Source organism: Psychrobacter sp. ANT_H56B (assembly GCF_008369245.1).
GTDB classification, from domain to species: Bacteria; Pseudomonadota; Gammaproteobacteria; order Pseudomonadales; family Moraxellaceae; genus Psychrobacter; species Psychrobacter cryohalolentis.
Genome location: NZ_VOBF01000001.1, coordinates 276,463 through 298,684, shown reverse-complemented (window position 1 = coordinate 298,684; position 22,222 = coordinate 276,463). Strand labels below are relative to the sequence as shown.

Sequence of the window (22,222 nt, the reverse complement as noted above, 5' to 3'; positions counted from 1 at the left end):
ATTGTTCTTAAAACCATGACCATCAAAGGCAAGTATATGCGACTTTCGTCTGATAGCCTATCTTCTTACTTAAGTCCCAATTTGGCGGACAATAGCGTGGTGTGCTTGATGGCACCAACCGCGAGTGGTAAGACCGCTTTGGCTTACGAGCTTTATGATAGCGGTCGTTATGAGCTGATTTCGGTAGATTCAGCATTGGTGTATCGTGACATGACGGTCGGTACTGCAAAGCCAAATGCTACTGAGCTGGCACGATACCCCCATCATCTGGTCGATATCATTGATCCTATGCAAAGCTATAGTGTCGCTGAGTTTGTCAATGATGTAGCAAGATTGATTGATAGCTGTCATCAGAATGGTAAAATACCCTTGTTGGTCGGCGGTACGATGATGTATTACATGGCATTACTCGACGGACTCTCACCAGTGCCTGATAGTGATGACAGTGTTCGCGCGCGCGTTGAGCAGTGGCGCCAAGATGAGGGTATCAGTGCGCTATATGATTATCTTGGTAAAGTTGATGCTATCAGCCATGAGCGTCTTAATGCAACTGATACCCAGCGTATTACGCGTGCTGTTGAAGTATATTTGCAAACTGATATTCCTATTAGTAACTGGCAGCGTCCGCCCAAGCAAGCATTGGCTCATAATCCTAACCAACAATGGCATGCATTGGCGGTTATGCCAGACCGTCCATGGTTGCATACGCGTATTGAGCAGCGATTAGATATCATGTGGCGTGAAGGATTGGTAGCAGAGGTTATCAGTTTGCTTGAGCATTATCCTCTGACCCCAAGCTTACCTTCGATGCGCTGTGTTGGTTATCGACAAGTGTTAGAGTATCTGGTACAGACTAATCACCCTGTATTTGAACAGCCCCATTTGGATAAAGCGCAGTTTTATGATGCTTTTGCTCAATCGGAACCATTAAGTAACGAAAGTAAAGAGCAAGATACCACGATTCAAAGTAGCATAACTCAGACGCATCTACCAATGGCAACTGACCAAACCGAAGCGCTTGCTTGTCAGCAAATGCAAAATAAGGCATTATATGCTACAAGGCAGTTAGCAAAGCGCCAATACACGTGGCTGCGAAAAGTGATGCAACTGTCTAATACGGCAGCAGTGCCTGCAATAGGATCAATAACAGCGTTGTCGACATCCACTGTTGGCTCTGATGATCTGACGGGTCTTCAAAAAAATAAATTAATATTGCACTCATTTAGCACTATGGAGCAGGCGAGAGCGTATTTGGTTTAATGAGTGATATCAGTCGTTTGCCTATATCTAGATTTGTCAGACCATTAGTGTTCTGTAATATTAATGGTCGAGCTGTAGTAATAAAAACACAGCATGACCGTATAACATCATACAAAGATACGAAAGTAATGACAATTAGTTTCAAAGTATAATGTATATAACTGTTATAATTTGATTATATGAAAGTGTTAACTGTTGCAAGCGTTAACTGCTTTTTAGTGATTATTCATCAACATTTGGTGATAGAGGTGACCCATGCAACACTTGGTTACTTAATTTATGAAAATAATGACATATTCACGATAAAGTAGAATGACTTAACAAGCTTTAGCACTTATTTAGATACGTTTTATAAATAAAACTTATTATTGTATCTACCCTTAGCCATTATAATTGCAGTAACCCTTAAAATAATTGGCGCTAACAATAATTATATAATATTTAGGAGAGATTTCATGTCAAAAGGACAAACTTTACAAGATCCGTTCTTGAACTCACTACGCAAAGATCGCATTCCTGTTTCTATTTTTTTAGTGAACGGTATTAAGCTGCAAGGTCAAATAGAATCATTCGATCAGTATGTGGTTTTGCTGAAAAATACCGTCAGTCAGATGGTATATAAGCATGCTATCTCAACAGTCGTCCCAGCACGTAATCCTCGTAGTAGCACAACGCCAAGCGCGACTACTCAAAGCCAAGGCGCAGCACCAATGGGCTATCCGAGTCAAAGTGGCGGTGTGAGCGGTGGTTTTGAGCGTGGCGGTAGCGCAAATCCAGCTACTGGTGGCGGCTTTGAAGAACGTGGTTTTGCCAATCGTAGTGGCTTTAATCGTGGTGGCTTTAGTCAAGGCCAAGAGCGCGGCTTTGAGCGCGGTAGCTTTGGTCAAGGTCAAGAACGCGGTTTTGAGCGTGGTGGTTTTGGTCAAGATCGTGGTTTTGAAGCGCCGTCAGAGAATGTGGGTTATGACAACAAACCTAATGACGAATCTGATGATAGCAACTCTTAGACCCTCCTACTAAGACATGAGATATCCTATTGAGACCTACTATTTATTATAGTGGGTTTTTTTGTATTGATATTCTTATAAGCAATAACATTTTAATGCACCCACGATAGCCTTAGGGCTGTATTCCTACAGCATCATATTAATATTAGCCATAATTATTAATATGGTTCATAGTACTATAAAATGTATAGTAAAATGATTCATCAAATTATAAGAATATATAGCCAAAAACATAGAGTCATTGAAAGCAAAAAATTAATAAAATATAGAGCCACTGTATGAATAGTCCTGAACGCAATCTAACTCATGAGCAATTTATTAGTACCGCTATTGATGCCATCAATACTGAAAAGGCGGCACTAGCATTATTGACCGAGCAAATAGATGATAGATTTGCTCAGGCTTGTGACATCATTTTGGCATGTCAAGGCCGTGTGGTTGTGACAGGGATGGGTAAGTCGGGATTGATTGGACGTAAGATAGCGGCGACATTTGCGTCTACTGGTACGCCATCGTTCTTTATGCATCCGGGTGAAGCAGGGCATGGTGACCTCGGAATGTTGGTCAAAGGGGATGTATTGCTTGCCATCTCTAACTCTGGCGAGTCAGATGAGATAAAAATGCTCTTGCCTGTGGTCAAGCACTTAAATATTCCGCTGATTAGTATCAGTCGAGATAAACGCGGTATGCTGCCCCATGCTGCGGATATTATCTTGACTCTTGGTAAGTCGCAAGAAGCTTGCCCGCTCAATCTTGCTCCTACATCAAGTACCACAGCAACTCTAGCACTCGGTGACGCATTGGCAGTTGCCTTAGTGCATGCCCGCAATTTTACCTCAGAAGATTTTGCCTTATCGCATCCTGCAGGTGCATTGGGTCGTCAATTACTGACCCGCGTAGAAGATTTGATGCATACTAAAACAGAAGACTTGCCACTCATCAATCAGCAAGCACCGTTACAAGAAGCACTATTTATTATGTCAGCTGGGCGATTGGGCATGACGGTGGTCACAGATGATGAGAAAAAAGTAGTTGGTATATTTACCGATGGTGATTTAAGGCGAGGATTGGAAAAAGGCATTGATTTGCAGACCCCGATGCGTGAGCTGATGGTAAGTAGCCCTCGTCGTATCAGTAAATCTATGCGAGCATCAGATGCGCTTAGCGTGATGAATGAAAATGCTATCAGTCAATTGCTTATTATCGATGATGACCAGCGCCTAGAAGCTATTATTACGGTACATGATTTACTACAAGCTGGTGTAAAATAAGCGTTATATTAGAATATCTATTAATAGAAGAGATGACTGATGCAAGACTTAATTAAAAAAGCCGGACAAGTGAAGTTATTGGTCATGGACGTTGATGGTATTTTATCAAATGGTCAAATTATCTATGATGCCAATGGTGTTGAGACCAAAGCGTTTTCTGTCTATGATGGTGTAGGCGTCAAGTCATTAGCCCGTTATGGTATTTTGACTGCGATTATTACCGGTCGTAGCAGTTCTATGGTCGATAAACGCGCCACTGAAATTGGCGTAGATTATATTGTCCAAGGACGTGATGATAAGTTAGTAGCATTAAATGAGCTGCTTGCAAGCCTTGATCCGGCGCTTAATATCACAGCTGCTGATTGCGCTTATATGGGTGATGATTTGCCAGATATCAAAGCCATGCAAACAGTAGGATTTGCTGCTACTGTGCCAAATGCCCAAGCAGAGGTTATCAATCGCAGTGATATGGTAACCACGCGAGCCGGCGGGACAGGCGCCGTACGTGAAGTATGTGATCTCATTTTAAAGGGTCATGGACATTACCAAGACTTTATCGCGCACTATACGCTTGATGAAGTAAAAAATCAGGATGACTTATCGTGAATACTCGTGTTTTAATAGTCATTACCTTGATCCTCGCTGGTCTTGCTGGTTGGTTTTTTAAGCAGCAAGGGGACATTACGCCGCCAGTCAATATTGAAACCTCTGATGTCGATTATGAAGCAACAGATATTAAAGCGGTACAAACGAATGAGCAAGGCGAGACCGAATATGAGCTGAGCGCTGAGTCATTGACGCACAATCCGGTGACCAATAAAGATGAGATGAAAGGCATTACCATGAATTGGGAGCCTTCAGATGAGCAGCGTTATCGTATCGAAGCGGGTACAGCAGCTATCAGTCAGCAGACGGGCGAGCTGAGCTTATCAGGTGGATTTTCTTTAATCAGTGAAGGCAAAACAGCTAATCCTGAAGTTGAACCTATTAAGGTCACCGGTGTCACATTGAAAGGCAATACCAAGTCAGGTCAAGTGTATAGTAATGAGCCAGTTAAGGTTGAACAAGGTATGAACCGTTTTGAGGCATCGAGTATGAAAGCCAATCTTGAAACGGGCGACTATGAATTTGGTCAAGTGGCTGTCTCTTTTACGCCCGCTGATCGTCAAGACAAAGCCTTATTTTAATTAGCATATTATTCAGTGAAGCATCTAGCAGGAAGTTTGCAAACTCTACTACCCATTATAAAACGAGTAATTTTCATGAAATCTAATTCTTTGCCTACTTTACGCTTGCTATCGACACGCTCTATTCAAGTGTCGCATAGATTGCGTGCACTGCCAGTGGTTATGCTGTTGGCGCTGCCACTATACAGCCATGCTTTGCCATCAGATGCCAATCAGCCTATTAAATTATTGGCAGACAAAGCCACTTATAGTGAGCGTAGCGGTATTACAAGCTATTCTGGTACAGTAGTTATTACTCAAGGTACGTTTAAGATGACCGCTGATAATATCACGGTCAATTTATCACAAGGTCGAAGTATCAATTCTGCAGTAGCAACAGGGCGTCCAGCGACGATGCAGCAAGTTGTGACGCAAGAAAAAGGTCTGGCAAAAGGTCAGGCAAATAAGATTGACTATAATGCTGTGACGGGTATCGTGACGCTAACGGGCAATGCAAAATTGGTACAAAATGGTGCAAGCTTCGCAGGTAATGTCATTCGTTATAGCCTAAAAGCTGGTGATGTGGAAGCGACTGCTGGCGGCAATCAGCGCGTCGAATTGGTATTCCCGCCTAACAATAGTACCAGCCAGAGTGGTATACGTTAGGCTATATGACGACTTAAGTCATAACACCTGCGATAAATATAAACAAACGACTAAACATTTCAGTGGTTGCTATCCATTTAAATGCGACCACCTTATGAGTAAGTTATGAATGATAATAAAAATAATGCCAGTTTAGTAGAAAACCAAACCATAACAGCGCATGATGCTGTTGAGCCGGTCGCTCGTTTGTCGATGCAAAACTTGGGTAAGCGCTATGGTAAGCGCTGGGTCGTCAAAGATGTCTCATTCTCTGTTGAGCAAGGGCAAGTCGTTGGATTGTTAGGTCCAAATGGAGCAGGTAAAACGACCAGTTTTTATATGGTAGTCGGACTGGTCAATATGGATAAAGGCCGTGTCACCTTGGGAAATATGGACTTATCTAAATATGCTATGCATGAGCGTGCGCGTGCCGGTATTGGTTATTTACCGCAAGAAGCCTCTATTTTTCGTAAGCTATCCATTGAAGACAATATTTTAGCCATTTTACAAACTCGTAAAGATTTAAATGGTAACCAGCAGCGTCAAGAGCTTGAAAAGCTCATTGGTGATTTTCACTTAGAACATGTACGAAAATCTCTAGGTATGAGCGTATCAGGCGGTGAGCGTCGTCGTTGTGAGATTGCTCGCGCTCTAGCAGCTGACCCCAAGTTTATCTTATTGGATGAGCCTTTTGCCGGTGTAGATCCTATCTCTGTCGGTGATATCAAAGATGTCATTTTAGCGCTCAAACGACGTGGTATCGGTGTGTTAATCACTGATCACAATGTTCGTGAGACTTTAGCGATTTGTGAAAAAGCCTATATCGTATCAGAAGGCGCTATCATTGCTGAGGGTACCTCAGAAGAAGTTCTGGAAAATGAGCTGGTGAAATCTGTGTATCTTGGTAAAGACTTTCAGGTATAGACTAAGTGATTGATTACTGAATTATGCTGACATAAGATTTGTTACTTTGCATTCTTAGTCAGCCATCTCTATATTGTGCCGTTCGCAAAAATCCTTCTATAAAACATTGCTTCTTACAGCAACTGCTTGTTTATCTTAATATTTATACTTTAGTATTCATTTTCAAAAATACGCTTATAAGCGTCATTCCCTTTCATATACTCTCTATTTTAAACTTGAACACCTGCATAAGGCTTCTATATTATGGCAAAAAATAAAACCAGTTATGTCTGTCAAGCTTGCGGTGCTCATTTTGGCAAGTGGGCAGGGCAATGCAGTGATTGCGGCGAATGGAATACCTTGACTGAAGCGCCTAACGTCAGTATGCCACATCATAATAAAAACGTAGCAAAGCCCAATGCTGGTCGCGCCATACCTCGTAATGCAAGTGGTGCTGGTACACCGGCGGGCAATTATGCAGGAACGCATAGTGCAGTGATGCCGCTCAATGCGGTGAGCGTAGGTCTAGATACTAGGTTGCCGACGGGTATTAGTGAGTTTGATCGTGTGTTGGGCGGTGGATTGGTTGCAGGTTCTGTGGTACTGATTGGCGGAGACCCCGGTATTGGAAAATCGACCATTCTATTGCAAACCGCGACCAATATGGCAAAAGCGGATTCACTGGCAGGTAGTGCTCTTTATGTGACCGGTGAGGAATCATTGGCACAGGTTGCTATGCGGGCAAAGCGCTTGGATTTACCTGCGGACAGACTTCGTGTACTTGCTGAAACCAATGTCGAGACTATTTGTGCCGCCTTGACTCAAGAGCAGCCAGCGATTGCTATTATTGATTCTATTCAGACTATTTATACTGATGCGATTAACTCTGCACCAGGCGGGGTCAGTCAAATTCGAGAGTCAGCGGCGATTTTGACACGTTATGCTAAGCAAACGGGTACGGCGCTGTTTCTAGTGGGACATGTCACCAAAGAAGGCACGCTTGCTGGTCCACGCGTTCTTGAGCATATGGTCGATACGGTATTGTACTTTGAGGGTCAGTCTGATTCGCGTTTTCGTATGATTCGTGCCGTCAAAAACCGTTTTGGCGCGGTCAATGAGCTAGGTATTTTTGGCATGACGGATATGGGACTAAAAGAGGTTGCCAATCCATCAGCGATATTTTTGAGTCGCTATGACAAGCCCGTGGCGGGTTCTGTGGTTATGGTCAGCCGAGAAGGCACAAGACCGCTATTGGTAGAGGTACAAGCCTTGGTTGATGACTCTCAAGGCTCACCAAGACGTATGGCATTAGGATTAGACTTTCAGCGCTTGTCTATGCTGTTAGCAGTGATGCATCGCCATGGCGGTATCCATACTAGCGGGCAAGATGTGTATGTCAACGTCGTGGGCGGTGTTAAAGTGATAGAAACTGGGTCGGACTTGGCAGTATTATTAGCCTGTGCGTCCAGCATTAGAGAAAAAGCATTGCCATCGTCATTGGCGGTCTTTGGTGAAGTGGGGCTATCAGGAGAAATTCGTCCTGTACCCAATGGACAAGAGCGTTTAAAAGAAGCGATGAAGCATGGTTTTAAGCATGCTATTATTCCTAAAGCTAATGCACCTGCCAAAGATGCGCCGCAGTTTAAAGGCATTAATGTCATTGCAGTCGAACGTCTTGATGATGCGATTGCGAGTGCATTCGAGTTATAGTTTGTTGATCTAACATTTATAACTATAAACCTTGTAAATTTAAGACACGAAAAAGCGCCTAACTATCAATTAGTTAGGCGCTTTTATTTAAATCTAAAAATATTTGTACAAAACCGTTAAAGGCTTAAACCGCGAATGGTCTAAAACGTTAATGGTTTAAGAAGAAGGTCCTGAAACACGCTCAATCGCGACGTTACCGACACCTTTAGCAGTAATACCAAGTTTTTTGGCAGCACCATAAGATAAATCCATCACACGATTACCATGGAACGGACCACGATCATTTACTTTAACGATGACGCTTTTACCATTGGTTTTGTTGGTCACTCTAACATAACAGTTTAATGGCAATGAGCGATGTGCAGCCGTTAAACCATTCATATCAAAAGTTTCGCCACTGGCGGTTTTGCGACCATGAAACTGGCGACCATACCAAGAAGCTAAACCAGTTTGCTTGAATTTGCTGACAGAGTTAGAGGCAACAGCTGTTAAGCGCTCTAACACATCTTCATCATTACTGACTTGGGCGGTATCACTGGCTAACAGTGAGCTGCTAAGCGCTAATGAAGCAGGTTGGCGTGCAGACTTGACTAAGCTTGATGCGCCGTCATGTTGACGACTAAGTTCACCAAGTACACGGTCGATATGGGAGGCGTTATCTTGCGAGATCATAGCAAGGGAGGTTCTTGATTCTACAGCATTTGCATTAGAAGCGATTGCAGAGCCAGCAAATAGTACCGCTGACATTGTAAGTAAACCAGATAAACGCTTATTCATAAATACCTCTATGACTTATACCTTAGAACCTAACTCTAAAAACATCTTAGATTGAGCGAGATAGTGTTAGACCAATCTAACAATACCGCAAACTCCAAAACCGATATCAATCTATCTTCTTTATAATGACTGATTTTATCATTCGGATTTTATAAGTTCTAACGTATGGTAATTTTTAATTCATGATCATAACTGGATTGATGATTATAAATAATCCACTTATGACACGCTCAAATGATAGTTAACAATCTTAATTAAAATATTCATCAACAACTAAAATCAGATACTAATATTCGATAAACAGCCTTTTTAACATTGCTAAGTTAATAAAGGGTTTCGAGAGTTTTACGTATGAGTTTGTTATTAAACCGTTAATTAAGTAGTGACTTTGAAAGTCTAAAATCTACAAGTTGCTAACTATACGGATGAGCTACAACGACAATATAATTAAATGCTAACTTTCTTAGTAGGTCTGTACGGGTTATGTATAAATGACACTAAGACGAGATTAACGCAAATAATTGTAAAAGACAAGGAATAAAACAGACTGGTATTCAATCCTAAATACTGAATATTAGGTAGAATTTTCAAGGATAGTATTTGAAAATATTAGTAATTAAATCATAATCTTATGATTGAATAGGGAGTAATAAAATTATAGTTTTTATAATAGTTCATATATAATTGATTACAAATAAAATGGGCAAAAATGAACTTATTTACTAAGATTTTTGCACATTCTATCTTTACGTATAGTTACTTAGTAACTAGATTTTAAGTCAAATTTGTGCGGTTATTTGTTAATCGATTCAATTTTGAAACATGCTATGTTATGTTATGTTTATGTATTCAGCCATCTATGTATCATCGCCATTTTCACTGTTTTAGATACTGACATAAGCTATTGAATATTTAATTTCTGAAAAACTCATTGCATTTTGATATAGCTTATAGGGGGTATAAAAAAAGAGACCGTATTATTAAAATATTGTCTCTTTAGGTATAAAAATGGAGATACTTAGTCTGACTTGTGCGTATGAATGGACATCAGTAAACCAAAACCTGCCATTAAAGTAACAATGGCAGTACCACCATAACTGATAAAAGGCAGAGGTACGCCAACGACAGGTAAAATACCGCCGACCATACCAACATTGACAAAAACATACACAAAAAACGACATCGCAATCGCGCCTGCTAATAGTCGGCTATAAGTATCAGGATGAGAAAAGGCGATATATAAGGCGCGGGTCAATAAGCATGCATAAATAAACATCAATAGTATGACGCCAAGCAAGCCAAACTCTTCAGAGAAAGCTGCGATAATAAAGTCGGTATGACCTTCTGGTAAGAAATGTAAATGCGACTGCGTACCCTCTAAATAACCTTTACCCGTTAGACCGCCGGAGCCGATAGCAGTTTTGGACTGAATGATATTCCAGCCAGCACCTTGCACATCTGCCTCAGGATTGAATAGTGTGAGTACACGGGTACGCTGATAGTCGTGTAACAAAAAATTCCAAGCAAAGGCAACAAGCGGGATCGACAAAGCAACCGCACCAGCTATCAGTTGCCACGATAGCCCTGCCAAAAACAGCACAAAGATACCGCTAGCAGCGACTAATAATGAAGTGCCAAGATCTGGCTCTTTAGCGATTAATAAGACTGGCACCACAATTAACGCCAAGGTAATGCCGATACTGGGTAGTGAAGGGGGCAGATCACGCTTAGACAAAAACCACGCACACATCATAGGCATGCCAAGCTTCATAAACTCTGAGGGCTGCACACTACCAAATCCTGGTAGATTAATCCAGCGCTGCGCCCCCATACGTACTTCACCGATAATATCAACCAACACCAGTAGTATCAGACCTAATACATAAAAGATGGGCGTAAAAGTACGATAAAGGCTTGGTGGTATCTGCGCCATGATAAACATAACGGTAAAAGCGACACCATAGCTGACCATTTGTCGTAGCACCATACTCGTATCTTGAGCGGCTGCACTATATAAAATCGTTAGCCCAATACAACAAACGGTTAATAATAAAAGGGTCAACCAAGGGTCAATATGACTACGTTGCCAAAAGGTCGGTGTCTGACCTTGACCGAAATGGTGGCTCTGTCGGGAAAAACGATATTGCGGGTTAGAAGACATAGGCAAAGTGTGACTGGCAGTTGGCGTGGAAGAAGGGCTATATTTAGCAGAAGACTTAAGAAAATCGATAATTATAGGGCATTTAACCGATTAGATGATAAAAAAAGTAACTTGTCGGTAATAAAGTAACGTCAATATAAAAATAATGAGGATAAGTGTTAATAACGAATAAGTCGCTGCCAATTGGTGACGATAGTTTAGCTTGCTTGCTTAAAATTTGATAGTATCGATAAAACGTTTTTAGCGGTGTTTGTTGCAATGATCGAAATAACAAAACAAGTTTCCAGGCAAATCCACAAGCCTATTATTGCACTCTGTATTTGTGCCAGCATTATGAGTGCCCATGCCGCTATTATTAGTGATAATAGTGAGCGCCGTATCCAAGTACGTCAGGGTAGCAGCGTGAACAACAGCAACGCCAATACCTATATCACGCCATCTGCACAAAGAGCGCCTTATAATTCGGGTGTCACTATCTTAAGTGGGTCAGGCGGCGATAGTATGCAAGGACTGATTCAGCAAAAGCAGCGTGAGTTTGAATTTGATGCCAGCTTATCAATAGAAGAGAACAAACGTGTCATTACCAATAGAAGTACGCCGCGTTATAACACCACCTATAGCACGGGTAATAACAATTACAATGATTTTATCAGCATGGATTTTAATACTTGGCTCAACAGTAATAGCTATCGCGCAAGCCAAGTAGCAAACTATCAGCGCTATTTAAGCGCGCGTGTCGGCGCTCGAAACGTACCGCCTTTGTCACAGCTACTGACCACCGCTCGCAGTTGGGACAAATGTGGCTATGAGCCGTATCAACTGCCTCCTCAGGAGCTGTGGTCAAACATTGTACCGACATTGCAGCTATATAGTCAGCTGAAAAGCCAAGGGATTCTGCCAGCAAACAGTGAGATACGCTCGGTATATCGTAGTCCCGGATTAAATGACTGCGCGGGCGGCGCGAGTAGTAGTAAGCATATGACAGCTGGCGCGATTGATATTTGGGTGCCAGATTATGAAAGTAGTCCATGGCAGCTGAGCCGAATGCAAGACAGCTTATGTGAGTTTTGGCAATATCAGGGTCAGTCGCACAATTTTGGTCTAGGATTATATTCCACTGGTGCTATACATTTAGATACCGATGGTTATCGTAAATGGGGCTTTAATCATGCCAGTAGCAGCTCTGCCTGCCGCTACTGACGATAACTTTAAGATAAAAAAAGCTCAGCCCGTATATATAATGGGCTGAGCTTTTTTATAGCACTATGAAAGATAAATTAACTATTTAGCCGCCTTCTTATCCCAAGGATTGACCTCACCAACGGTCACAATTAAGAAGTCATCAGGCTTTAAGGTATCACGCAGGGTCTGATTGACCTCTGCTAATTTGACTTGTTCGATACGATTGACATAGTTGCTAAGATAGCTTGTTGGTAGCTGATAAAAATTCATCATACCAAGCAAACCATTAATACCAGCGTTACTGGCAAAACCCATTGGGAAGCTGTTTTTTAAATTATCCGTGGTCAGCTTCATCTCAGTACTAGTAATACCATTTTTTAACGTGTTATTAATAACGTCTAAGCTAGCATCAATCGCAGCACGAGCCTTGTCATTGCGCGTCGAAAAACCTATCTGATATGGTCCGCGTGTCAGCATCGGACTCATCGAGCCTGAAATACCATAAGTATAGCCAAGGTTTTGTCTGATTTCCGTCATCAGTCGTGCATTAAAATCGCCCCCTGCGAGCACTTCATTACCGACAGCAAAATTGGTTTGCTTCTGCTGCGCTTGCGGATCCGTTGCACGCTTATCACCCAGTTGTCCCATCAGTACTGTCGTTTGAGTGCTAGGAAAGGGAATATGAATATGCTGAGACTTCGTCAATGGTTTTGGTTCAGGCAGAATAGGCGCTGCTTGACCAGTAGGTAAACCCGCCGTGATGTTTTCTGCCAGTTTTTTGGCTTGCGCTAAAGTGAGATTACCTGTCATAGAAAGGCTAGCGTTGGCGGCAACCAGATAGCGATTTTTAAAATCTATCAGCTGTTGTCTTGTGATATTAGGTACTGTCTCAAGTGTACCAACAGAAGGATGAGCATAAGGATGGCCGCCATAGAGTGCTTTATCAAAAGCAAGGCTGGCAAGGCTGTTTGGGTCTTGTTTTTGCTGCTGCAAGCCGACCAATAAACGGGCTTTATTGCGGGCTAAAATTTGTTCATTAAAACTTGGTTCGGTGAGCATTTGGGTCATCAAATCGATGGCAGGTAATAGATGTTTATCGTCAGATAAACTGCGTAATGAGACCGTAAACATGTCTTTATAGGCACTGCTGCCTAGATTGATGCCTAAGGTTTCAACCGCGCGAGTAAATTCGTTTTCATCTAAACGTTTGGAGCCTTGTTCGAGCATGGTCGCTGTCATATTGGCGATACCAAAACCTGTGCTACTGATACTGCCATCGCGCGCGCTACCAGCATTAAAACGTAAATCGATGTCGACAATGGGTAATGCCGTCGTCGGTACAAAAAGTACTGGCACACCCGCTTTGGTCTTAAACTGTTGAATCTTTGGAACGGTGACTTTTAAAGCCTTGGCATTATCAAGGCTAGTTAACTTAGACAAAGCAGCAATAGGTGCATTAACATCGACTGCAGATGCTTGAGTACGATAATCCTCACCAGTAATGTCATCAGCCTGCGCGGTCATGGTCAAAGTAGTCAGCCCCAAAAATAAGCCCATACTCAAATAGGGTAGTCGCTTAAATGTTGGCTTTATTGATGACACCAGAACAGTATTCTTTTTAGCATGGAGAGTAGGATTTTGAGTCATATCTTTCTTCTTATTAATAGCGTTTTAGTCATTGGTATTTTGAGTCATAATATTGGATAACATCACCTGATATTATATTAACCTTATTTTTTCTTAACGAACTTTTTGACCGGTTCTTTAGGTGGAATAATATGCATGACCGTCAAATTGTCTTTGATCAAATACTTTTTGCTAGCTGCTTGTATGTCTGCAACCGTTACGGTATCCATTTTGGTGGGTAGCTGAGCAAGTAACCTATCATCGAGACCGATAGATTGTAGTGAGCCAATCATACGCGCTTGACCTTCCATGCTGTCTTGCGCGTATACCAGACCAGTGACCGTATTGGTTTTGGCGCGCTCAATTTCATCGGTGGCAATTGGATCGGTTTTAAGCTTTTCTATTTCAGAGAGGATGGCTTGCTGCGCTTGCGCTAAGCTGACGCCTTCACGCGGAGTCGCTTGTATCAAAAATAGCCCGTCGCCACGATCTAATAGATCATAAGACGTACCCACTGTGGTCAGAAGCCCTTGCTCGCGTACCAATCGACTCTCAAGGCGCGCTGACAAACCGCCATCCAATACGTCTTGCGCAAGCGATAGTGCATAGGCTTGTTTTTCATTGCTGGCATCTGTTGTCACAAGGCTTGGCACGTTGTAACCCATCAATAAGACAGGCACTTGTACTGCTTGCTCAGACTCTACTTGCTGATAACCACGAAAACCTTTTTGACTCACTTCAGGGCGTTTTGGCAACTGGCTTGATTTTAGCTCACCAAAATAACGCTTCACTTGGGTTAAAACCTCAGCGGGCTCAACGTCGCCAACGATAACCAAGGTGGCATTATTTGGTGCATACCATATTTTATACCAGTCTTTTAAGTCTGAGAGCGTAATCGATTCAAGCTCACTCATAGGTCCGATGACTGACTCGCCTTTGGGGCTATTTGGCAAGGCCAGCAAACGAAATGATTCGTAAGCCTTGGCAAGTGGATTATCATCAGTACGTTGACGGCGCTCTTCCATGACAACTTGATGCTCTTTGACAAACTCTTTTTCATTAAATACTAAGTTTTTCATCCGATCTGCTTCAAGCTCAAGTGCTAAAGGATAACGGTTGGCAGGGAACAGCTCGTAATAACCCGTATAATCATAGCTAGTAAAGGCATTATTGACGCCGCCAAACTTAGCAATTAGGCGTTCATAATCAGCGCTTGAAACGTTACTAGTGCCTTTAAACATCATATGCTCAAGCACATGCGAGATACCACCTTTATTGACCGGCTCATCTGCTGAGCCTACCCGATACCAAATCTGTGTCATCACCACAGGCGCACGATGATCTTCTTTGACGATTATTTTTAAACCGTTTTCCAACTGATATTCATGGCGACTAGACATATCCATAGTCAGCGCTGAAGATGGCTGTGCGTCCTTGGTAACTATGTTTTCAGCCACTGGATTCTTAACCGCAGTCACAGGATTGGCGTTAATGGTACTGGTTTGACAAGCGGCAAGCGTGGTCGCCACAGCTAAGGCAGATGCAAGACGTAAAGAGAGTTTGGTTCGGGATAAAGGGATAGACATGGTGTGTTCTACTTATATAAAAAGGAGACTTTTAAACGGGCAGCTTGTAAATGGATGAGAGCGTATATCTATTTTCATCATGGTGCTTATACTTAGCCCATTATAAAGATTTGTGCGCACCAACCATGACACTGGCAGTCGGCTTGAATTCTTGAGTCGTGTTACAACCTGTCGTTGATAGTGCCATCGTCGCCAGTAATAAAGCAGCAGTGATATGGGTAATGTTTTTATAATGATTGGATAAAGACAACATAAGACATTCCTAATATAAGTAAGAAGTATAGAAATAAAGGGTATAAACAAGTATTTAATCAGCCTTGCTAAGAGTAGGCGAAGTTTGCCATCACAAAGGTCAGATTTATGTGTCCAAACCTTAAGTGAAACTTGCTCAGTGAGCTATCCTATTATTCGTTTTGTTTATGCCAAAGGTTTAATAGCGCTCTTGTATTACTTGATGATTTTTACCATTTATGAGCAATCTAAGATGCGAAAGGCTGAGCTCAACTTGAATTATGCTAAACTAGGCTAAAAATAATCTCTGCATTGAATCCTAGAAAACGGACAATATATCGATATACAGATCCGGTTTTACCATAAATATATTACTGATACTGATAAACTTTAGGGCAAACTTATGAATAACCCCAATAATAGCAATCGTGTGGTCATTAATCTTGACAGCGGACTTGATGAATTAGATGACGATGATATTACCTTACCCAGTCTGCCAGTGCAATCTGTCCCTATTATCGATGCGTCTGAAAGAAATGAAGTAAGTACTAGCGATGAGCCAGTAACGCCTGCTGTCAATAAGCAAGTATCAAGCACTGATGCAGCCGAGAGCATTGCTCTCGGCGCGCCTATCCTTATGACGCAAAAACAGAGTCATATAGACAATACTTCAGAGAGCTTTGCAAATATCAATGAAACAGAGAATGCAACACCAGCTGACTCTGCATCAAAAATCCCTACCATGCCCTTACAAGCTCAATTAGGAGATCTGCCAAGCGTTACTCCTAGCAGTGCAAGTAGCATTAATAGTAGTAGTAATCAAGCGTCTTCTGAGCCACAGCAAACGATTCCAGTAGAGTCGCAAGCAAATAAAGCGTTGCAAGAGGAACAAGAAAGCAGCAAAAAAGGCAGCTGGTTTAACCGGATGAAAACCGGCTTAAGTAAGTCGCGTAAGAACTTAGCCGAAGGGATGGTCAGTATCCTTATTGGTGGCAAAGAGATTGATGATGAGCTATTAGAAGAAGTCGAAGACCAGCTGCTGGTGGCTGATATCGGTGTCAATGCGACCAATCGTATTATCAAAAGCCTTACTGAGCAGACGGATCGCGGTGATTTAATCTACGCGCATTCATTGTACAAGGCATTGCAGACTGAATTGGTCGATATCTTAACGCCGAAAGTTGCGCCGCTTATTATTGATAGCAGCAAAAAACCATTTGTTATCTTGGTCGTAGGCGTGAATGGCGTAGGTAAAACGACGACTATCGGTAAACTTGCCAAACGTTTGCAAGGCGAGGGTAAGTCTGTGATGTTAGCAGCAGGGGACACTTTCCGCGCAGCTGCTACTGAACAGCTGCAAATCTGGGGTGAGCGTAATCACATTCCGGTTGTGGCGCAAGGTCATGGCTCTGATAGTGCATCAGTTATCTTTGATGCCATGCAATCTGCTAAAGCAAAAAATATTGATGTGTTAATTGCCGATACTGCTGGACGTTTACAGAATAAAACCCATCTAATGGCAGAGCTCGAAAAAGTCGTACGTGTGATGCGAAAAGCTGATCCAAGCGCACCACATGAAGGCATGATTGTCCTTGATGCTGGCACAGGTCAAAATGCCATTAATCAAGTGGAATTATTTAATAAAGTGGTACCATTAACCGGAATCACGATTACAAAACTAGACGGGACTGCCAAAGGCGGTGTGGTCTTTAATATCGCCGAAACGACAGATGTGCCTATTCGTTATATTGGCGTCGGTGAATCGATTGATGATCTGCGTGCCTTTAGTCCAAAACAATTTGTCGCAGCCTTGTTTGAAACTGATGACAAAGAATAGCGCTCAACAGTTTATTTTAGCCAATACTCAAGTCTAGGAAATATGAAATTTGAAAGGAATAGTCATGATAGTCACCACAGCCGCTTTTGGATTGCACCAGTTAACATTAATAGCGAGTGTCAATGAGCATAGCAGTCCTAAGCTGGTTGAAGTCAATTGGCTGCTGGCAGGTGACTCTTGGCACAGCTCAAAATCTATTCCCAAGCTTAAAAAGTATTATGGTCTTGTCGATCAGAGTTTTACGTTCATAGATAAAGACAGCCTAAGCAAAAATGAACCTACTCAAGCATTATTAATAGAGGCTATAGCACAATTAACGGAGTATTTTGACGGTGAGCGTCAAGCGTTCGATTTGCCACTAGATATGAGCCTAGGAACTAAGTTTCAGCAGCGAGTTTGGCAAGCACTACAAGATATTGGTTATGGCGAGACGATTAGCTATGCAACGCTGGCACAAAATGTCGATAGTCCCAAAGGCTTTCGTGCGGTTGCGAATGCCAATAGTAAAAACCCTTTTAGTATTGTCGTTCCGTGTCATCGTGTTATTGCAAGCGACGGCAAACTTGGTGGTTATACAGGTGGCTTAGATAAGAAAACGCATTTGTTAGCGCTTGAAGGCGTCACGTGCAAAGCTTAGTTTGAAGCAAGTGCTCGTCACATATTGCTGAACAAAAAAGCCAAACGCTAAAAACGTTTGGCTTTTTTAATACAAAGCACGAAAATTACTGCTCAAGTTGCGCCATGACTTCGTCTGAAAAATTGACGTTGCTATAAACTTCTTGCACATCATCAATATCTTCTAACATATCAATCATCTTGATGACTTTTTCGGCATCTGCAACGTTGTCTATTTCAGCACTGGTTGATGGCGACATGGTTACTTCAGCATTGTCAGAGACTAAACCAGCAGCATTAAGCGCGTCTTTAACATGACCGAAATTTTCCCACTCAGTGATAACCAGCAAGCTTTCGCCATCATTTTCGATATCAAGCGCGCCTGCATCTAATGCCACCAACATGACTTCATCTTCTAAACTTGTATCATTAAAGCTTATTTCACCGCGTTTATTGAATAGGTAAGCCACAGAGCCAGTAGTACCCAGATTGCCATCATTTTTGGTAAAAGCATGGCGTACTTCACTGACTGTCCGATTGAGATTGTCAGTCATGGTTTCGACTAATACTGCGACGCCGCCGATGCCATAACCTTCATAGCTGACTTCGTCCATATTGTCATTGTCATCACCGCCTGTACCACGAGCTACCGCACGATTGATGGTGTCTCTTGTCATATTGACGGACAGGGCTTTTTCAATGACCGCACGTAGGCGCGGATTCTTATCAGGGTCAGGATCACCTTGCTTGGCAGCAGAAACAATTTCACGAATAATTTTGGTAAATACTTTACCTTTTACCGCATCCTGACGGGCTTTACGGTGTTTGATATTTGCCCATTTTGAATGGCCTGCCATATGACGTCCTTAAGTATTACGAGTGATGTATTGTACAGCTAAAACATTTATTGGTAAAAATTTTTTATAGCTACAGCAGTTTTATTAACTGATTGCGCTGTTAAGCTCAGGTAAGTGATCTGTTGCTAAGTTAACGATTTGTATGTTGTTAATAGCGCTTTTTTGCTACACTGCTATGTTCTGGCTTTTGACCCGTCATCGATTATTCTCGTAGTGACGGATAGCAGCCGATAGCCACATTACTTTCAATATTATAAACCACTTTCAGGTATTTTGACCAATCTTAGCTTATGCATATACGCCTAAGTTGTCCGGTTTTAGATATCCATTGATCCTATGATTTGATTGACTTTATGAAGCAGCCGAATACCGAAGCCGTTACTCATTTGCGTAACCGCATTCATATTATTATTGAAGGTACAGATACTCGTTTGGGTAAGCTGTTTGATATTGTATTGTTGATCGCGATTTTGGCCAGTGTGGCGGTCGTGATGCTCGATAGTGTGCTCTATATGCGCTTGCAGTATGGCACGCTGTTTTTATATGCAGAATGGTTTTTTACTATTTTGTTTACGATTGAGTATATGCTCAGGTTGTTCTCAGCACCCAATCGCTTTCGTTACGTGTTTAGTTTTTTTGGGATAGTGGATTTATTATCTGTACTGCCGAGCTACTTAAGCTTAATGTTTGTGGGCGTACAGTACTTACTTGTCATTCGTATCTTACGTATTTTGCGTATCTTTCGGGTACTTAAGCTTGAAGCCTATATGCAACAAGCAGGATTTTTGGCGTCTGCGCTTAGAACCAGTCAGCAAAAAATAACGGTATTTTTCTTGTCACTGGTGTTACTGGTCACCATTTTTGGCTCGATTATCTATGTAGTAGAAGGACCAGAAAACGGCTTTACCAGTATTCCGCTATCTATCTACTGGGCAGTTGTTACCATGACGACGGTTGGTTACGGAGACATGTCACCAAAAACACCATTGGGGCAAGCCATTGCAACCATGGTCATGATTACAGGTTACTCAATCATTGCTGTACCGACAGGGATTTTCACCTCAGAGCTTGCACGTAATATGCGCCCGCAGCTCAATCCTGTCACGTGTCCGAACTGTGGTAAATTTGGTCACGCCGTAGGTGCAGATTTTTGTGACCGCTGTGGACATGCCTTGCATGTATAACCAATACTAAAACTTGTCCTACATATTTATAGCCATTTAACGCTCTAAAAACCTATATATTCATGTACCAGTGGCGACAAATCTATCGTCACTCCTAGATTGACTAGGTTCCAGTATTGTCCTGATATAGTACGATCGAGCATCATCGTAGAGGCTGATGGTTGAAACTGTCCAAAATATTTCAAAGAAGTGCGCATTTGGGCGATGGCTTCATGATGGGTTTGACTGCTTGCAAAATCAAAATCACCGTCTTGATAGGGTTTGATAGATAAGGGTTTCAGCCCAATCTCTAACCATTTTCCATAAAACTCGCCCGGTACGATTTTATCGTCTTCACGGCGTATATCCAGAGCAACCAAATCTTGCTCAAGGGCAGTGACATCACCTTTTAACGCATGCTTGGCAAATCGGCGAAATAATTGAACTTCGCTGTCGCTATAGCTACGAATCCCGCCAAAATCATAGGCAACCACACTGCCATCATCACGGAACGCAAAGTTGCCCGGATGAGGGTCGCAGTGCATTCGATATAACCCAAACAGCTGCCCTGCGGTAAAATGAAACAAGCGCACTGCGATTTTCTGCTTAATATCATTATCCCACGTTGCTGCCACTGTCAAGGTTTCGCCGCTCTCTTCTGTCAAAGTCAAGATTCTTTTAGAAGAGTGACTGCTAATCACTTTTGGGATAATGAGACCCGTATCTTCGACATGAAAAGCGCCGAATACCCGCAGATTATGCGCCTCTTTAATATAATCAAGCTCATCATGTAAGCTTTGGCGAATTTCGTGAAATAACTGCTCTTGCAATTGCTTACTCATATTGAGCACGCCAGCGATTTTTAGTGCCATACGCACTTGTTTTAGGTCGCTATCACAATTTTTGTCGACATCAGGGTATTGCACCTTAACCACAACCCTTTGTCCAGATGGCAAAATTGCGCGATGTACCTGTCCGATGGAAGCTGCAGCAAATGGCATTTCTTCGAATTCAGTAAACAATTCATGAATAGGTGCTTTCAGCTCACGTTCAACTTGTACGCGTATCTGCGCATAGGGCATCGCCGGTGCATCTTTTTGCAGTTTCTCTAATGCGGTTGCAACTTCAGGTGGGAACACATCTTTATATTGCGAGGCAATTTGACCTACCTTCATGACCGCACCTTTCATCTCACCTAAAGTTTCAGCGATTTGAATACCGACATCTTGCATCAATTCTGAGCGCGCTTGTAGGCGTTTTTCTTCGTCACTTGAGAGATGCTTTAGGGAGTTTTTAGCTGCTTTTCCAGCAATACTTGCTGTCATACCAGCAAGTTTCATAAAGCGCGTTCCGGACGATTTTGCCATGCCTATCACCATATAGTGGGGTATTTAGTGGGTTATTATTTAACCCCTAATATTATTATTTTAATCGAATGAATGCTGTTTAACTACTGTGGTAAAAGTATCGCAATAACGGTTTGTGTAGTACTTGTCGCAGTAATTTTTGTCATGTGTTCGGCAGTATTGTTTAGATAAAAACCTTAACGCCATTAAACTACTTATTCAGTGTTATTGCATAAGTATGGGTCAGCCAATAATCCAATGCCATATCATAGCCCAAATGCCCCAAACCACAAATCACGCCAACCGCTACATCACATAAATAAGAATGCTCGCGAAACGACTCACGGGCGTGGACGTTAGATAAATGTACTTCTATAAATGGCTTTTGGGTAGCAAGTAGCGCATCGCGTATCGCAACAGACGTATGAGTAAAAGCAGCAGGATTGATGATTATGGCATCGATCTGTGCGCTTGGCTCTGCCAATAGACCGTAATACTGAATATCATCGACCAGTTTGCCTTCGTGATTCGACTGACTACAAATTAGCTCAATACCATGTGCCGCGGCGCGCTTGATTAAAGCACTCTCAATATCAGCAAGCGTCATATGACCATAAATATCAGGCTCACGTTTGCCGAGTAGATTTAGATTGACACCATTAATCAATAATAGCTTATGAGTAAGGGTTTTATTGGCTTTTTTATGGGAAGCAGTGCTGGTCGTTGCTGATTGAGATGAGGCGGTCATAATGGTCTCTATGAGTAGCAATGAATATGTCTAGATAAATTATTGGTGAGTATAAGCGTACTACAATAACAGGTGTTAGGGAACATAGCGCTCTCTATCCTTTTATATTAACAGCTTGCAAGCTGACTTAT

Annotated in this window: 18 protein-coding genes and 2 pseudogenes; 12 read left to right on the top strand and 8 right to left on the bottom strand. The window is 42.2% G+C overall.

Annotated elements, in window-relative coordinates:
• The first annotated feature begins 36 nt into the window (after nt 1–36).
• The 8 genes from miaA (at nt 37) to radA (ending at nt 7,962) form a co-directional block, all read left to right on the top strand.
• Nucleotides 37–1,260 carry a tRNA (adenosine(37)-N6)-dimethylallyltransferase MiaA gene (gene miaA, locus FQ082_RS01160; RefSeq protein ID WP_262498118.1) on the top strand — a complete coding sequence of 408 codons (1,224 nt, stop codon included), beginning with the start codon at nt 37–39 and terminating at the stop codon, nt 1,258–1,260.
• Nucleotides 1,261–1,715: 455 nt separating this feature from the next.
• Nucleotides 1,716–2,267, top strand: coding sequence for an RNA chaperone Hfq (gene hfq, locus FQ082_RS01155; protein WP_149491722.1), 552 nt, complete (start codon nt 1,716–1,718; stop codon nt 2,265–2,267).
• A 278-nt stretch (nt 2,268–2,545) separates the two neighbouring features.
• Nucleotides 2,546–3,538, top strand: coding sequence for an SIS domain-containing protein (locus FQ082_RS01150; RefSeq protein WP_149491721.1), 993 nt, complete (start codon nt 2,546–2,548; stop codon nt 3,536–3,538).
• A gap of 39 nt (nt 3,539–3,577) precedes the next feature.
• Nucleotides 3,578–4,144: a KdsC family phosphatase gene (locus tag FQ082_RS01145; protein WP_149491720.1), complete on the top strand. Its 567-nt coding sequence runs from the start codon at nt 3,578–3,580 to the stop codon at nt 4,142–4,144.
• A complete protein-coding gene (gene lptC / locus FQ082_RS01140) occupies nt 4,141–4,725 on the top strand; it encodes an LPS export ABC transporter periplasmic protein LptC (protein WP_149491719.1) in 585 nt (194 codons plus the stop codon). Before FQ082_RS01145 ends, lptC begins: the two co-directional genes overlap by 4 nt.
• Nucleotides 4,726–4,800: 75 nt before the next feature.
• A complete protein-coding gene (lptA, locus tag FQ082_RS01135; RefSeq protein WP_011513820.1) occupies nt 4,801–5,370 on the top strand; it encodes a lipopolysaccharide transport periplasmic protein LptA in 570 nt (189 codons plus the stop codon).
• Between the two features lie 105 nt (nt 5,371–5,475).
• Nucleotides 5,476–6,273: an LPS export ABC transporter ATP-binding protein gene (gene lptB / locus FQ082_RS01130; RefSeq protein ID WP_020443639.1), complete on the top strand. Its 798-nt coding sequence runs from the start codon at nt 5,476–5,478 to the stop codon at nt 6,271–6,273.
• Nucleotides 6,274–6,516: 243 nt separating this feature from the next.
• Nucleotides 6,517–7,962 (top strand): DNA repair protein RadA, encoded by a 1,446-nt coding sequence (radA, locus tag FQ082_RS01125; protein WP_133104583.1) that lies wholly within the window; start codon nt 6,517–6,519, stop codon nt 7,960–7,962.
• A gap of 156 nt (nt 7,963–8,118) precedes the next feature.
• On the opposite strand, the pseudogene FQ082_RS13200 reads toward radA, so the two are convergent.
• Both FQ082_RS13200 and rodA read right to left on the bottom strand, forming a co-directional pair.
• A pseudogene (locus FQ082_RS13200) lies at nt 8,119–8,466 on the bottom strand (septal ring lytic transglycosylase RlpA family protein); the annotation flags it as partial.
• Between the two features lie 1,291 nt (nt 8,467–9,757).
• A complete protein-coding gene (rodA, locus tag FQ082_RS01115) occupies nt 9,758–10,900 on the bottom strand; it encodes a rod shape-determining protein RodA (protein ID WP_011513816.1) in 1,143 nt (380 codons plus the stop codon).
• Between the two features lie 258 nt (nt 10,901–11,158).
• Between rodA and FQ082_RS01110 the strand changes: the two genes are divergently transcribed.
• The gene (locus tag FQ082_RS01110; protein WP_149491718.1) at nt 11,159–12,100 is read left to right on the top strand and encodes a D-Ala-D-Ala carboxypeptidase family metallohydrolase; all 942 of its coding nucleotides are present in this window, start codon (nt 11,159–11,161) and stop codon (nt 12,098–12,100) included.
• An 81-nt stretch (nt 12,101–12,181) separates the two neighbouring features.
• Here FQ082_RS01110 and FQ082_RS01105 read toward each other — a convergent pair whose 3' ends face one another.
• The 3 genes from FQ082_RS01105 to FQ082_RS12930 form a co-directional block, all read right to left on the bottom strand.
• Nucleotides 12,182–13,729, bottom strand: coding sequence for a M16 family metallopeptidase (locus FQ082_RS01105; RefSeq protein WP_149491717.1), 1,548 nt, complete (start codon nt 13,727–13,729; stop codon nt 12,182–12,184).
• A gap of 83 nt (nt 13,730–13,812) precedes the next feature.
• Complete coding sequence (locus FQ082_RS01100) at nt 13,813–15,294, bottom strand: M16 family metallopeptidase (protein WP_149491716.1); 1,482 nt, start codon at nt 15,292–15,294, stop codon at nt 13,813–13,815.
• Between the two features lie 100 nt (nt 15,295–15,394).
• Nucleotides 15,395–15,547, bottom strand: coding sequence for a hypothetical protein (locus FQ082_RS12930; protein WP_188018879.1), 153 nt, complete (start codon nt 15,545–15,547; stop codon nt 15,395–15,397).
• A gap of 885 nt (nt 15,548–16,432) precedes the next feature.
• On the opposite strand from FQ082_RS12930, the pseudogene ftsY reads away from it, so the two are divergent.
• Nucleotides 16,433–17,362 (top strand): annotated as a pseudogene (gene ftsY / locus FQ082_RS01095) (signal recognition particle-docking protein FtsY); the annotation flags it as partial.
• 64 nt (nt 17,363–17,426) lie between these two features.
• Nucleotides 17,427–17,999: a methylated-DNA--[protein]-cysteine S-methyltransferase gene (locus FQ082_RS01090; RefSeq protein ID WP_149491714.1), complete on the top strand. Its 573-nt coding sequence runs from the start codon at nt 17,427–17,429 to the stop codon at nt 17,997–17,999.
• 85 nt (nt 18,000–18,084) lie between these two features.
• Here the strand turns inward: FQ082_RS01090 and FQ082_RS01085 are convergent, their stop codons facing one another.
• On the bottom strand, nt 18,085–18,834 hold the full coding sequence (locus FQ082_RS01085; protein WP_149491713.1) for a YebC/PmpR family DNA-binding transcriptional regulator: 750 nt from the start codon (nt 18,832–18,834) through the stop codon (nt 18,085–18,087).
• Nucleotides 18,835–19,187: 353 nt separating this feature from the next.
• Here FQ082_RS01085 and FQ082_RS01080 point away from each other — a divergent pair, with 353 nt between their 5' ends.
• Nucleotides 19,188–20,018, top strand: a complete 831-nt coding sequence (locus tag FQ082_RS01080) for an ion transporter (RefSeq protein WP_011513809.1) — start codon at nt 19,188–19,190, stop codon at nt 20,016–20,018.
• Nucleotides 20,019–20,062: 44 nt separating this feature from the next.
• On the opposite strand, the gene FQ082_RS01075 is transcribed toward FQ082_RS01080, so the two are convergent.
• Nucleotides 20,063–21,364, bottom strand: a complete 1,302-nt coding sequence (locus tag FQ082_RS01075; protein WP_149491712.1) for an ABC1 kinase family protein — start codon at nt 21,362–21,364, stop codon at nt 20,063–20,065.
• Nucleotides 21,365–21,554: 190 nt separating this feature from the next.
• Nucleotides 21,555–22,091, bottom strand: coding sequence for a type II 3-dehydroquinate dehydratase (gene aroQ / locus FQ082_RS01070; RefSeq protein WP_011513807.1), 537 nt, complete (start codon nt 22,089–22,091; stop codon nt 21,555–21,557).
• Between the last annotated feature and the right edge of the window lie 131 nt (nt 22,092–22,222).